Source organism: Pontimicrobium sp. MEBiC01747 (assembly GCF_053601635.1).
In genome coordinates this window covers 1-13,564 of the sequence record NZ_JBSHNS010000600.1, presented here as the reverse complement: position 1 = coordinate 13,564, position 13,564 = coordinate 1, and the positions used below count along the sequence as shown (strand labels likewise).

Sequence of the window (13,564 nt, the reverse complement as noted above, 5' to 3'; positions counted from 1 at the left end):
GTCCAATAGTACTGTAATCAACTTTTAAAGGGTCATATTTTACAAAAGAGGTTGACGGTTTATCATTATCATAGGATTGATTATACCTATTATATACTAATTCTGTATACATTGCCCACTTTTGTCTGTTCTTAGAAATACCTATTTCATAAGCAACACCTATACTTGGCGTTGATAAAGAACCTCCATCAAAGTTTTTTAAAGTAATTGCCCTACTCTCTATAGCTAGATTAGATGCAAAAAAACCAGCTGTAGCATAGAAATGACTTGTTTTTCTATTTAAATCTTTTGTATATCCTCCCTCTAGACTTGGATTTATGCAAGTATTATACTTTCCTATTAATTTAGATAATTCTTTTCTTTTATAACTTAAATTTTCACTAATTCTAACTGAAGAACATTCATTTAATAACAAACTTAACTGCCCTAAGTATTTTTTATTTGTAATTAAGTTATTATCATCATCTAAATAAGCTCTATTAGTTAACTCTATAAGATCATTTCCTTTCTTTGCAAAATAATGAGGTCTAGAATCATAATATTCATATAAACTAACATCCCCTTCTTCTAAAACGTTTAGAAACACCTTTTTTTCTGTAAATCGAGGTTTATCTGTTCTATTCATTCTTTGCAGTTTTTGCACAGTAACATCTAATTTTATTTTTTCACTAATAAACCTGTCTCCTTTCACTTTAAAAGACTTAACATCTGATACTCTAAATACTCTTAAAATGCCTCCACTTTTAAATTCAATTTTTTCCGGAGTAACTTTCCAGTCCTGATAGTTAATTTCCCCTTTTAAAGTGTCTCCATTGTTTATCACAACTTCACCTTGGACAAAGTTATCTTGAGCAAAAGCACTACAAGTAAATAAGATTAAAAAAAATCTAATAAATTTCATTCTAAAAATTGTTTTTTGATTAATAAGAGCACAAAATTAACTTTTAATTGTAGAAAACAATTCTTAAAATAAAATTATTTTTTTACGAAAGGTTGCTTTAACAGTAAGTATTTTAAACTACTATTTTTAGCTTCATCTGGAAAGGTATCTATACCATAGTTAATTTGATCTCTTTCCAACCTCATGAATGTTCCAAATAGGCGGTCCCATATAGAAAATATATTTCCATAATTAGAATCTGTGTATGGTAATACATTATGGTGATGCACTTTATGTACATCTGGAGATATAAATATATAACTAATAACGGCATCTACTTTTTTAGGGAGTTTAATGTTGGCATGAGTAAACTGAGTAAATACAATAGATAATGATTGATATAACATTATAATTGCAATGGGAGCTCCTATAATAAAGACTCCTATTAAAGTAAAAATAAAACGTATAATACTTTCTAAAGGGTGGTGTCTATTACCTGTTGTTGTGTCCACCTTATGGTCGGAATGATGCACAAGGTGTATTCTCCATAATACACTTACTTTATGCTCTGTATAATGTGCTAAATAGGCCCCTATAAAATCTAGAAGTAATATACCTAAAATGGTATATAACCATAATGGCATTTCTGGCAACCAATTAATTATTCCAAAGTTATTTGCTACGGTCCAATCTGATACACTTAGTAACAAAAACGCTAACAAAAAATTAATAACAATAGTGGTTATGGTAAAAAACAAATTAGGCCAAGCGTGTTTCCACTTACTGTAGTTAAATTTAAAAAGTGGTAAAACACCTTCTAATAACCAAAAAAACGAAATTCCAACAACCAAAATAATACTTCTGTGTAATGATGGTATTGTCTCAAAATAATTATAAATGGTTTCCACTTTTATCTTTTTTATAAATATAACAAAAAAAACGGGCTGTTATCTGTAATTGCTATTTGTAATTTACTGCTATAAATGTAATCTATATTCTATTATTTAATTCGTTTTTTCATAGCTTCAACAATATTATAAGCTGCTGGGCATATAGCTACGTTTTTAATGGTAATGTTTGCTATTTGTTGAAACTTCTTTCTATCGGTATGCGGAAACTCTCTACAGGCTTTTGGCCTTACATCGTATATAGAACAGTAGTTATCGCTTCCTAAAAACGTACAGGGTACACTTTGCAACACATAATCATTATCTTCATCTACTCGTAAAAATTGCTCTATAAATTGCTGAGTTTTCATTTTAAAATGTTTTGCTATTCGCTCTACATCTTTATCTGTAAATAATGGCCCCGTAGTTTTACAACAATTAGCACATTCTAAGCAGTCTGTGCGCTCAAATTCTTCTTCATGTAGTTCCTGCATTAAATAATCTAATTGCTTAGGCGGCTTTTTTTTAAGCTTAGTAAAAAAGGTTTTGTTTTCCTTATGCTTATCTTTGGCCAACTTTGGCAGATTATTTATTTGGTCTTGCATAAGGCAAAAATAAAAAGAGATTTCCGATTTCTCGGAAATAAAAAAATAGTTTTTTTTTTATGAAAGATATATTCGGAACCGCTTTATTAGATTACCAAAACGGGAATTATACTGAGGATATTATTACTTCTACTAGTATTTCTGATGAAGATATTTTACCACTTGATTACTTATTTAGAGCTTATTCTGAAATGCCTAAATTAGAACAAAGAGCTCTTAAGCTAGTTAAAGGTTCTATTCTAGATGTAGGTGCTGGGGCTGGAAGCCATAGTTTATATTTACAAAACAATGGGTTTTCTGTTAAAGCTATAGATAGTTCTAAAGGCGCTATAGAAGTATGTAAATTAAGAGGTGTACAGCAAGCAGAATTAAGGCCTCTTCTTGAAGAAACTAGCACTTTTGACACCATTTTACTATTAATGAATGGTACTGGTATTTTCCAATCCTTACTAGAGTTACCCAATTATTTAATGCATTTAAAAAGTTTACTAAATTCTAATGGCCAAATTTTAATAGATTCTAGCGATATTAAATATATGTATCTAGATGATGATGGCGGGTATTGGCATGATGCTAATGCTAATTATTATGGAGAGTTGGATTATTTTTTAAGCTATAAACAAGAAAAAGAAATCCCTTTAAAATGGCTGTATCTAGATTTTAACACACTAGCTATTGCTTGTGCTTCTGTTGGTCTTAACTGTGAGAAAGTATTAGATGGCGAGCATTATGATTATTTAGCAAAGCTTAGTCTTTAAGCTTTTTATATTCGGTTTCAACACCTTCTTCTACAAGAGTCATTTTGTTTTTATTAAGGTATTTTATAACACTTATATCCGTTCCTAGCATATATGTATATTCCAATTGAAATCCTTTTTTGTTTTTTAAAACGGTAACAACTGGTTGACAAGACACAATAACTGCGACAATATTACTATCTAAAGGTTTCTTATATATTTCTAAACTACCTAGTTTACCTTCAAATTCGTAATGGTTAATGTCTTGAGATTCTGAGTTTACTTGTTTCCATTTACCTGAAAGTTTTTCTTTAACTTCTTCTATAGTTTTGCAACACTTTAAGTCCTGCGAAAAGCTATTGTAAGAAAACAAAAAAAGACAACAAATGTAGAGGAGTTCTTTTTTCATTTATAAATTATACCCTTTAGAGGATAATAATTCAATTACTTCTTTATACAAATTACCACTCCAGGATTCAGATATTTTACTCATAGATGCATTCATATCCTCTTGAGAACTTACTATTTTCTGCCCTGTTTCACTTTGGTAGAATTCGTTTAAAATAATTTTATCGCCTTCCGTTAAAGCGTCTTTTTTAAACATATTTTTACCTGCTTCTGTTGCGTATAAGGCATTCATTTTTTTTACATCTGCAATGGTAAAATAACCTTGATATGCAGAGACTATTTTATCTGCTAAATTATCCATGGCCTTTGCTTTTCCTTTTTTAACTTCTACCCAAACTGAGGTTGGCACATTCTGCGACTCAAATCGTTTTTCTAACATTGTATACATTTGGTCTACAACATTTTCGTAATACGACATGGTTCCATTACTTTTAATGCATTGTTTTACTGCTTTACTATAGGCTTTTGTTTGTGCAAACGTTGTTGTAGAAAATGCAATAAAGCATATAATGGTTAGTAGTTTTTTCATCTTGTATTCGTTTTTTATAATTCTTTTCAATTATTGTGCCACACCATTTATGTAGGTTTCCTTAACTTTTATATAAGGTAATTGTCTTTCTGGCACCGTCATGATATCTTTATCTAAGATTATAAAGTCTGCATATTTACCAACTTCTATACTTCCTTTTTCGTGATCTTCAAAATTAGAATAGGCAGCCCAAATAGTCATTCCTTTTAGAGTTTCTTCCCTAGTTAATCCATTTTCTTTTTGAAATCCATTTTGCGGAAAGTTTTTTAAATCTTTTCGAGCAACTGCAGCATAAAACGTTAAAAAGGGACTTACTTTCTCTACAGGAAAATCTGTTCCTAATGCTACTCTTCCGCTTTTTTCTAATAATGTTTTATAGGCATAAGCGCCTTTTACACGTTCTGCTCCAACACGCTTTTCTGCCCAATACATATCGCTTGTGGCATGCGTTGGCTGTATAGATGGTATTATGTTTTCGTTTTTAAAGTATTCAAAATCATTATCTGTTATAACTTGTGCATGTTCAACTCGCCATCGTCTATTGGTTTTATTCTCTAATACTTTACTATAGGTCTGTAATACAAAACGGTTAGCCGAATCCCCTATTGCATGTGTATTCATTTGGTAGTCTGCTGCTTCAATTCGTTTAGCTAATGCTTCGTAATCTTTAGTTCCTATTACCATAGCTCCAAAATGATTATGCTCGTCTGTATACGGGGCTTTTAATGCTGCGCCTCTAGAGCCCAAAGCTCCGTCTGCATAGACTTTTACAGACTGTACATTTAAACGTTCTGTTTTTAGTTTTCCTTTTTTTAAATAATAGTCTAAGTTTTCTTTTTTATTACTAATCATAGCATATATACGCATGTCTAGTTTTCCTGCTTGCTGTAAACTATCTATTAGTTCTATTACTTGTTTATCTAAACCTGCGTCTGAAACGGTTGTTAAGCCTAAACTAGTACAAATTTTATGCGCTTCGTTTAATGCATTTATTTGTTGTTTGCGTGTTGGCTTAGGAAAAATAGCTTCTACTAACTCCATAGGATTGTCTATTAGTATCCCTGTTAACTCTCCATTTTCTTTTTTAATTTCTCCTCCTTCAATTTTTGTGTCTTTAGTTATTTTTGCTAAATCTAATGCTGCTTGATTACATAGCATAGCATGCCCATCTATTCTTGTTAATGCAACTGGTACGTTAGGATATAATTTATCTAATAGTTTTTTATCTGGGTAGTTTTTATCGTCCCAATCGTTTTGGTCCCATCCTCTCCCTATTATGAAGTTTGTTTTTTTATCGTTTTGAAATCTAATAACACGTTTCATCATATCATCAAAACTTCTAGTGCCTACTAAATTTACATTTAGCTTACTTAATCCTAAGTTATAAAAATGGCAATGTGCATCTATTAATCCTGGTACAATAGTTTTTCCTTCTGCATCTGTAATTGTAGCTGCTTCGTACTTATTTTGAATATCTATAGCATTACCTACCGCCACAAATTGTCCATCTTTTACAGCAAATGCTTCGGCTTTTGCAAAGTCTTTATTTACGGTATAAACATTAGCATTAATTACAATAGTATCTACTTCTGTTTTGCCCTTTTTACATGATAATACAACAAGTAGTAATAGGCTTAAATATAAGGTTTTCATTGGCTAGTATTTTGAGTATAAATATAGCCATAAAAAAACGTCCTTGAAAAGAGGACGCTTGCATTTATTTTTCTTAATTATTTTTATTGAACTCCATAACTCTAACCTCTTATTTTATATTTCTGGATGAAGAGCCTTATGCGAATAATTATTTAGTGTTACTTGCCTTAAAGTTATTATTTTACCTTCCCTTTCGTTTTCGTCTATTATAAACGTTACTTTTTTTGAGTACATGATTTCTAAAAGCATATGTAATAAATAATCCACATCTTTCTTTTTATTTTTTCTAAAAAAGTTATAGGTTAAAATTTCTTTTTTATGTTTACGAATAAAGCTTTTATGTTCTTTTTTTACTAAGGACGTTTTACCCAACGCCATATCATCGAAATCTTCGTATTTCCTGTAATTTAACTCTACAGTAGAACTATCTTTTAATTTAAATGTATAATTAATTATTTGATGCCCATTATGATCTAAATAACCAAATACACTTATGTTTTTATTGGGTTTTATGTAAATGTAAAGTGTATCTGTATTAGCATATTTTTGTACTGATTTTTCTTTTTTTAATTTCTCATAGTCAATTTCAACTGGGTTTGCTTCTTCATCGGGTAAACGTATTGATTGAGAAAAAGAACTAACATAAATTAAAAATAAAATAAAGGCTATTCTTCATTACAATAGTTTTGAAAAATTGTTTGTACTTGATTAATCATTTTTAGATTCAATACCCTCTATAATTAGGTAATTCATTCTTCTGCTACATTAGAGAATCTAACTTTCTTTACAGTAATTATATTATTATTAATATCATCTTTATCTATTAAAAAAATAGTTTTAGCATTATACAATAAAGAATAGGATTCATTATAACCAATCTCGTGCATGAATTTTGTATTAATAATAATCTCTTTATTTTTCTTTAAAAAACTTTTATTTATCTTAAAAAAAGGAACAGGATTGTTTTTAAACATTTCATCAAAATCTAAAAACTCTGTATAGACTAGCTGAATATTATTTGTTTTATTTTTTGGCCCATCAGAAAAAAAATAATTATAATTAATCATTTTCATTTTAGCACTATTTTCTTTCTTAGTTTCATAATTACCATCTTTACCACTGTGTACTATAAAAACTACTTCACTTTGTTTTATTTTCTCTAAATCCTGAGAACAGCAGATGGTAGTAAAAAAAGAAAAAAGAATTATTAAATATCTCATATCATAAATTATTTGCAATCTTTTCTAAATGAATCTCTACCAACAATGTAGTGTTCTGCGAAATTTTGATGTTTGGCAGAAGTTATAGATTTAAAATTCTATTTCACTTAAAAATCAAATTTATAAGTGGCTCCTGCTAAAAACTGAATACCTTGTACTGGTGTATTTTGCCACTTGGTATACTCTTCTCCAAATAAGTTATTTCCTTTTACAAATACCGAAAACCTATCGTTTATGTGGTAACCAACATTTGCATTAACATCGAAATAACTATCTAATGTTACTATGGTTTCTGGTACATTTGTAGGTAGTATAATCGTGTTTTCTCTAAAGACATCTTTACGCTCACCTATAAAAAATAAATTAGCGCCAGCAAACCATTGTTCTGTTATTTGGTAATCTAAAAACACAGAGGCTTTTATGTCTGGTAAGTTCCAAGCTTCTTCTTCTGTCTTGGTATTATACACAAAATAGTCTCCTTTTATACCTAATGTAAAGTTTCTGTTTACATCTACATTTAATTCTCCTCCTACACTAAGTGTAGAGACATTATCGTAAATAATATCGAATGAGTTTCCATAAGAATAGTTCGTTGTTTCTGGTACTCCTGTATTTATGGTATTATTAATATATAGAGGTTTTGCTCTTTCAGATTGATAACCTCCATGTACACTATAACTCATGGTATTAGACAGCTTTCCTTTTAAACCTAACTCTGCATTATATTGCTGGTCTGTTGGTGTTATAAATAGTGTTGGCGATACAAATGGATTGTCTTGTGCGAAACCATAATATGAGTTTTGAATTAATCCTCCTTTCACTCCTCCAAATGCTATTAATACCTCATCGACTAAACGGTATGTTGCACTTATTTTTGGATAAATAAAGAATTTACTTTTACTCGCTTCGGTATCGTTTAAATAGGTTGCTGTAAAACCAACGTCTACAGTTAAATCGTCTTGTTTTAATTGATATGTTGGTGAGATTCCTATTTGGAAGTTTCCATATTTTAATTCTTCTGTAGAGAAATAATTTCTATCGAAGGCACCTCCTAAATAATCTATATTAACCGTTGTAGATACTAGTTCTCCTTTTACTGGTACATCTACTGTGGTTTTAGCTTTAAATCTATTTTCTCCAGAGCCTAAATTATCTCCAAATCGTCTAAACAACACACTTCCTGAATTTATATAGCCGTCTTCAAAATCGATATCTCCAGAGACATAACCATTAGTATAAGTATGCCCAACATCTAACCCATCTACATCGGTTTGTGTAAATTTAGGTTGTGCTACTCCGTACCAATTATACGATTGTAATTGAAACCCTCCACCTATTGTCCAGGTTAAATCTCGTCCTCTTTTACTGTAACTTAAATTAAGTTTAGAGTCTAAAAAATCGTCGTCTAATAGCACATCTTCTATTCCACCGCCAGACGAATGGTGTCCTAAATAGGCGCTTACACTTTCGCCTCTTCCTAACTCGTGGTTTAAATATATTTCTCCAAGAATTGTTGTATAGGTCCCTACACCAAGTGTTGCATAATTATCAAACAGTCTTGCTTTTTCTGTTTTATCTACAGATGCTGCTTTTCCTTTTGCTGGTGTAAATGTAGAGGCTACTGGAAAAGAAAATATGTTATACTTAATCTCCTTTTTAGTTAATGTTTCTTCATCATCTAATGTAGGGACTTCTTTTACCTTAAAGGCATCTGAAATTGTAGGCTTATAGGGCTTAATAACATTAATAACATCTGTTTTAATGGTGTCTTGCTCTTCTTCTTGCGCCAAAAGAACTGTTGATATTAAAGACAAGGTTAATAATAGTATTTGTTTTTTTCTACTAAACATATAATCTAGTTTATTTTGTTTTTTATTTTTTATACAAATCATGAATTCATAACTAATCCTCTTCTTCTACAGAAGCATTTGTTTTAGCTTGTTCTGCTTTTATTTTAGCTAACTCTGCTTTTGCTTCTTCAACTACTTCTTCGTAGTCTGTAAAGTTTTTAGTTACACTTTCTAATATATATGTTGCTTGAAAAGCATCTCCTAATGCATTGAAGTTTTTAGCCATAATGATTAAGCCTTTTGCTCCGTAATATTTATACCCAGAATAGTCTTTGGCTAAACGTTGTACAGTTTTATTAGATGCTTCGTATTTTTCTTCTTTATTTTTAAAGTAAGCATTGTAATATAATGCCTCGGCTGCAGTTTCTCCTATGGCAGTTTCTTCTACTTCTGCGTATGCTGTTTTTGCTTTTACCTCATCTCCTGTTTTTATAGCAGATCTCGCTATAATTACTTGTGCATCACTTTTTACTTTATTATCTATAGTGTTTTGAAGCAATACTTTATCTGCGTAGGTTACGGCATTTTCGTATTGCGATAATTGATAATAGGCTTGCATTAAATTAGATTGCGCAAATAGTGTATTCTGCGGAAAATTTGCTTCTGTTTCTAATCGCTTTAAAACTGGAATGGCATCTTCCCAATTTTTACCTTCTAAAGTAATTTGAGACAAGCGTAATAAGGCTTCTTCTGTAAATTCGCTTTGTGATGCTTCTACAACGTATTTAAAGTGTGGTGCTGCATTCTCTTTTAAATCTTTTTTAAAGTATAACTGTGCTAAATAAAAATGTGATTGTAGTGCATGCAATCCATTAGGAAATTGATTGATGTACCCATTAAATTGCTTAATTGCTTTATCTACATTATTATCTAGAAACTGTTTTTCAGCTGCTTCATAAGTTGTATTGTCTAAGTCTGCATCTGTAATTTCTACATAATCTAATGTTTTTACCCAAGCGGCGTAGTCTTCTACTTGTCCTAAATCTATATAAATTAAACGCACTGTAGACACGGCCTGATTAGCTTCTGGTGTTCCTGGGAAGTCTCCTGCTACTTTTTTAAATTTCGTTAAAGCGCTTTGGTTTTCACTAGCATTATAATATACTAAACCTTGTCGTAATAATGCCTTAGACACGAATGAACTATTACTATATTCTAAGTTTAAACGATCGTACATTGTCATCGCTTTATTATTATCTCCTGCTTTTACATAGGCATTTCCTAAAGCATACATTGCATCGTCTCTAAGTTTAGAGTTTGAATATTTTGAAATGAATTGTTCTAGTTCTTTAATTTTACGAGCTGGTTGCCCTACGTAACCATAGCTTAATGCTTTTTGAAAAAAGGCATAGTCTGATTCTATTTCTCCTACTTCAATTGCTTTCTCGTAAGCAGCTATTGCTTCATTATAGTTACTTGAAACAAAGTAACCATCTGCCAATCGTAAGTACGCATCATTTAACCTTACTTTATCCTCTTTATGGGCATCTATAAATGTTTTAAAGTGTTCTGTTGCTTTAGCATAATTTTTCTGCTTAAAATATGTATATGCTAAATTATAGTCTAAGTTTTTATATTCTTTAGTTTCTGAAGCTCCTGTTTGTTGTTGAAATTGTTTAAACCCAATTAATGCTTCTTCGTAATCTGTTAAGTTATAGTCTGCTTCTGCTTTCCAAAATGTAGCACGTGTAGTATATTTTGGATCTTGCTGTTCTTTTAAAGAAGCATCAAACATGTTTTCTGCTGCTTTGTAATTGTTTTCGTTATACAACTCTATGCCTCTATAGAAAGCTACTTTTTGATATGCTTTTTTACTTTCAAAACTTTTTTTCCCTTTTAACAACACAAAGGCTTCTTTGTAATTTTTTGATGTAATGTAAGAATCTATTAATAAGCCTTCTATTTCTTCTTTATAGCTCGTATCTGGGTATTTATCTAGATAGGCTGCTAATACTTGCGGAACGGATTGGTATGGATTACCTATTTCGTAACTAATTTTAGCGTAGTTTAACCAAGCATCTTCTTGAATTTTTAAGTCGTAATCCATTTGCGATGCATTTCTAAAAGCGTTTAATGCTTCTTGCTTTTTATCTACGTTAACATAACTTTCTCCTAAATGGTAATAGGCATTTTGTGCTACACTATTATTACCATCTACAATTTTATTAAATTCAGAAATAGCTTTACCATAATCGCCTTGCTTATAATACGCATATCCTAATTGGTAATAATCGGTATTAGTCCACTTTCCGTTTTTCCCTTTATATTTGGTTAAATATGGAATGGCTTCTGCATATTGTTCTAAATTAAAGTGACTTTCTCCTATTATTTTAGATAACTCGGATACTTCTTCATCGCTACTTGTATCTAATTTACTTTTTGCTAATTCTATTGCTTTTTCAAATTTTCCTAATTTAAAATTTAAATCTGCTTGATAATACGATAGTTTCTCTTTGTATTTTTCTTTGTCACTTACTTGATCAAAATATTCATTGGCTTTATCGTAATCATCACCTTCATAAGCCATAAAACCTATATAATATTTTGCTTGCGCTCCGTATTTTTCTGATGTTTCTACACGCGTTAAATATTTTTTAGCCTCTTTATAATTTTTAGTAGAAAAAGAAACATATCCATTATTAAAGTTATATTTTTCTTGTTCAGATTTGCTTAAGGATTCTTCATCTACTTTTTCGTACCATTTTTGCGCATAAGCATATTTTCCGTTCTCAAAATAATAATCTGCGACATCTACAAAGGCTGTATTTCGCTTAGTACTTGTAGGGTAATCTTCTACAAACTGCTCTACTAATTGGTCTGCATTTTGCTGGTTTAACCGCACCGCACAATTGGCTACATAAAAAGCACAGTCTGATGCTATGTTATCTGTAGCCGCATCCTTTTTTACTTGCGTAAACAATGCCTGGGCTGCTAGATATTGTTGATTATTGTATAGTGATAGCGCTTTTTGATAGTCTTCTAGATTACTAGTATACACGGCCGATTGCTGTGCATACAGTTGAATACTAAATGCGGTAAATAATAGACTTGTTAAAATATATTTTCTAGTCATTAAACTACGTATTTTAATTTACACCCAAAGATAAAATTTATCTTTACCTGATAACGAAAGAATTCAATTATAATTATAGTTGAACGTATTATTTTTTAACATATATCGTGCCACTATTTTAATTTTAAAGCGTCTAGTTTTTGTCTTTTTACTTTTTAATGATACTTTTACCATGTATTAAGTAAGTTGTACTTGTCTTAAGTTTTTTTCAAAATAATAAACGTATGTCCAAAACCATTTTAGAATTTAAAAACGCTTCTATTTTTCAAGGAGAAAGTCTTGTGCTTTCTAATGTTAATGTGCAAGTAGACAAAGGTGATTTTGTATACTTAATTGGTAAAACTGGGTCTGGAAAAAGTAGTTTTATGAAAACGCTTTATGCCGATTTACCTTTAAAGGAAGGTGATGGTAGTATTGTTGATTTTGATTTGAAAACTTTAAAAGAAAGAGATATTCCTTTTTTAAGACGTAAGCTTGGTGTTGTTTTCCAAGATTTTAAATTATTAACCGATCGTACTATAAACGACAATTTATTGTTTGTTTTAAAAGCAACTGGTTGGAAAGATAAGAATGCTATGAATTCTAGAATAGCAGAGGTTTTAGATAAGGTTGGCATGAAAACTACTGGTTTTAAATTCCCTCATGAGTTATCTGGTGGAGAACAACAACGTACTGCTATTGCTCGTGCTCTACTTAATGAGCCTGAGCTTATTTTGGCAGATGAGCCTACTGGAAACTTAGATCCGCAAACTAGTGTTGAAATCATGCAAGTATTGCAAGAAATTAATAAAAACGGTAATACTATTTTAATGGCAACCCATGATTATGCTTTATTATTAAAATACCCAAGTAAGACCTTAAAATGTGACGAAAATCAAGTTTTTGAAGTTGTACAAAGACGCAATTAAATAGTTTAGTGTTTTACTTCTATTAAATAGCCATCGCTTTTTATACTTAAAATAGAGTCTTGTACCACACCTCCATTCGCTTTCATATAGTTTAAAATATATTCTTGTTCGGATATTTTATCGTGCTTAAATTTATAATTATGTGCAAAAATAAACCAAACGCGACCACTAAGTTTGTCTAATTCAGCATCATTGTTTTTAAAATTCTTTCGATTACTTCCACTTAGTATTATTTCATTTTTATAATTTAAATAGCCTATTTTATTATAAAAATCGAAGACATCCTGATTTTTAGAATAAACATATATTTTGTCCTCTGGCTGTATAGTATTGGTTATATAATCGTAAACAGGTTTTATCTCTTCTTTTTTTAAAGGTAACCGTTTCCATAATAAAATTGCTGCTATTAGTATTGGAAATAATGTAAAGGCTAGAACCAACTTATCATTAAATTTTTCTTTACCATAACTTAAAATACTATTTAAACCATACCCCATAGTTAAAAGGTATAATGGCACTTGATACAACACTAATCTAGGTGCAAATGGGTATAGTTTTAGCATTGATAGTACTAAGTGTAATATTATTGGAAACAATACCAAAAAACACACTTTATAGGCTCGCTTTTGCAACATTATTACAATACTAAATACGTATAGTAAAGCCATTACACTATTAATATGGAATTTTGCAACAAACCCCAATAGGTATATAAAAACAGTTTTAAATGTTTGCCAGATCCAATCCCAAAATGCCATAGAAAAAGGATTCCTTGGCAAAAAGGCAAAGCCCCAATACGATTTCATGATAACTG

The 13,564-nt window shown here is 30.5% G+C and carries 13 protein-coding genes; 2 read left to right on the top strand and 11 right to left on the bottom strand.

Going from position 1 to position 13,564, the window contains the following annotated elements:
* The 3 genes from ACVC2P_RS20320 to ACVC2P_RS20310 all read right to left on the bottom strand — a co-directional run.
* The coding region (locus ACVC2P_RS20320) for a hypothetical protein (protein ID WP_452600262.1) at positions 1 to 901 on the bottom strand (901 nt) is incomplete at its 3' end.
* Positions 902 to 975: 74 nt separating this feature from the next.
* Positions 976 to 1,788: a sterol desaturase family protein gene (locus tag ACVC2P_RS20315; RefSeq protein WP_452600261.1), complete on the bottom strand. Its 813-nt coding sequence runs from the start codon at positions 1,786 to 1,788 to the stop codon at positions 976 to 978.
* A gap of 92 nt (positions 1,789 to 1,880) precedes the next feature.
* Positions 1,881 to 2,372 carry a YkgJ family cysteine cluster protein gene (locus tag ACVC2P_RS20310; protein ID WP_452600260.1) on the bottom strand — a complete coding sequence of 164 codons (492 nt, stop codon included), beginning with the start codon at positions 2,370 to 2,372 and terminating at the stop codon, positions 1,881 to 1,883.
* 59 nt (positions 2,373 to 2,431) lie between these two features.
* Here ACVC2P_RS20310 and ACVC2P_RS20305 point away from each other — a divergent pair, with 59 nt between their 5' ends.
* Entirely contained in the window at positions 2,432 to 3,130 is a 699-nt protein-coding gene (locus tag ACVC2P_RS20305; RefSeq protein WP_452600259.1) for a class I SAM-dependent methyltransferase, read from the top strand.
* Here ACVC2P_RS20305 and ACVC2P_RS20300 read toward each other — a convergent pair.
* From ACVC2P_RS20300 to ACVC2P_RS20270, 7 genes are all read right to left on the bottom strand, one after another.
* Positions 3,120 to 3,518, bottom strand: coding sequence for a hypothetical protein (locus tag ACVC2P_RS20300; RefSeq protein ID WP_452600258.1), 399 nt, complete (start codon positions 3,516 to 3,518; stop codon positions 3,120 to 3,122). The two genes, ACVC2P_RS20305 and ACVC2P_RS20300, sit on opposite strands and share 11 nt — an antisense overlap.
* The gene (locus tag ACVC2P_RS20295) at positions 3,519 to 4,046 is read right to left on the bottom strand and encodes a DUF2059 domain-containing protein (RefSeq protein ID WP_452600257.1); all 528 of its coding nucleotides are present in this window, start codon (positions 4,044 to 4,046) and stop codon (positions 3,519 to 3,521) included.
* Positions 4,047 to 4,076: 30 nt separating this feature from the next.
* Positions 4,077 to 5,699, bottom strand: a complete 1,623-nt coding sequence (locus ACVC2P_RS20290) for an amidohydrolase (protein ID WP_452600256.1) — start codon at positions 5,697 to 5,699, stop codon at positions 4,077 to 4,079.
* A gap of 114 nt (positions 5,700 to 5,813) precedes the next feature.
* A complete protein-coding gene (locus tag ACVC2P_RS20285; RefSeq protein WP_452600255.1) occupies positions 5,814 to 6,077 on the bottom strand; it encodes a hypothetical protein in 264 nt (87 codons plus the stop codon).
* Positions 6,078 to 6,448: 371 nt separating this feature from the next.
* Positions 6,449 to 6,919 carry a hypothetical protein gene (locus ACVC2P_RS20280; protein ID WP_452600254.1) on the bottom strand — a complete coding sequence of 157 codons (471 nt, stop codon included), beginning with the start codon at positions 6,917 to 6,919 and terminating at the stop codon, positions 6,449 to 6,451.
* A gap of 107 nt (positions 6,920 to 7,026) precedes the next feature.
* The gene (locus ACVC2P_RS20275) at positions 7,027 to 8,769 is read right to left on the bottom strand and encodes a TonB-dependent receptor (RefSeq protein ID WP_452600253.1); all 1,743 of its coding nucleotides are present in this window, start codon (positions 8,767 to 8,769) and stop codon (positions 7,027 to 7,029) included.
* A 52-nt stretch (positions 8,770 to 8,821) separates the two neighbouring features.
* The gene (locus tag ACVC2P_RS20270) at positions 8,822 to 11,842 is read right to left on the bottom strand and encodes a tetratricopeptide repeat protein (RefSeq protein ID WP_452600252.1); all 3,021 of its coding nucleotides are present in this window, start codon (positions 11,840 to 11,842) and stop codon (positions 8,822 to 8,824) included.
* Between the two features lie 224 nt (positions 11,843 to 12,066).
* Here ACVC2P_RS20270 and ACVC2P_RS20265 point away from each other — a divergent pair, with 224 nt between their 5' ends.
* Positions 12,067 to 12,750 carry a cell division ATP-binding protein FtsE gene (locus ACVC2P_RS20265; protein WP_452600251.1) on the top strand — a complete coding sequence of 228 codons (684 nt, stop codon included), beginning with the start codon at positions 12,067 to 12,069 and terminating at the stop codon, positions 12,748 to 12,750.
* A gap of 5 nt (positions 12,751 to 12,755) precedes the next feature.
* Here ACVC2P_RS20265 and ACVC2P_RS20260 read toward each other — a convergent pair.
* Positions 12,756 to 13,564: hypothetical protein (locus ACVC2P_RS20260; protein WP_452600250.1), on the bottom strand; the 809-nt coding region annotated here is incomplete at its 5' end.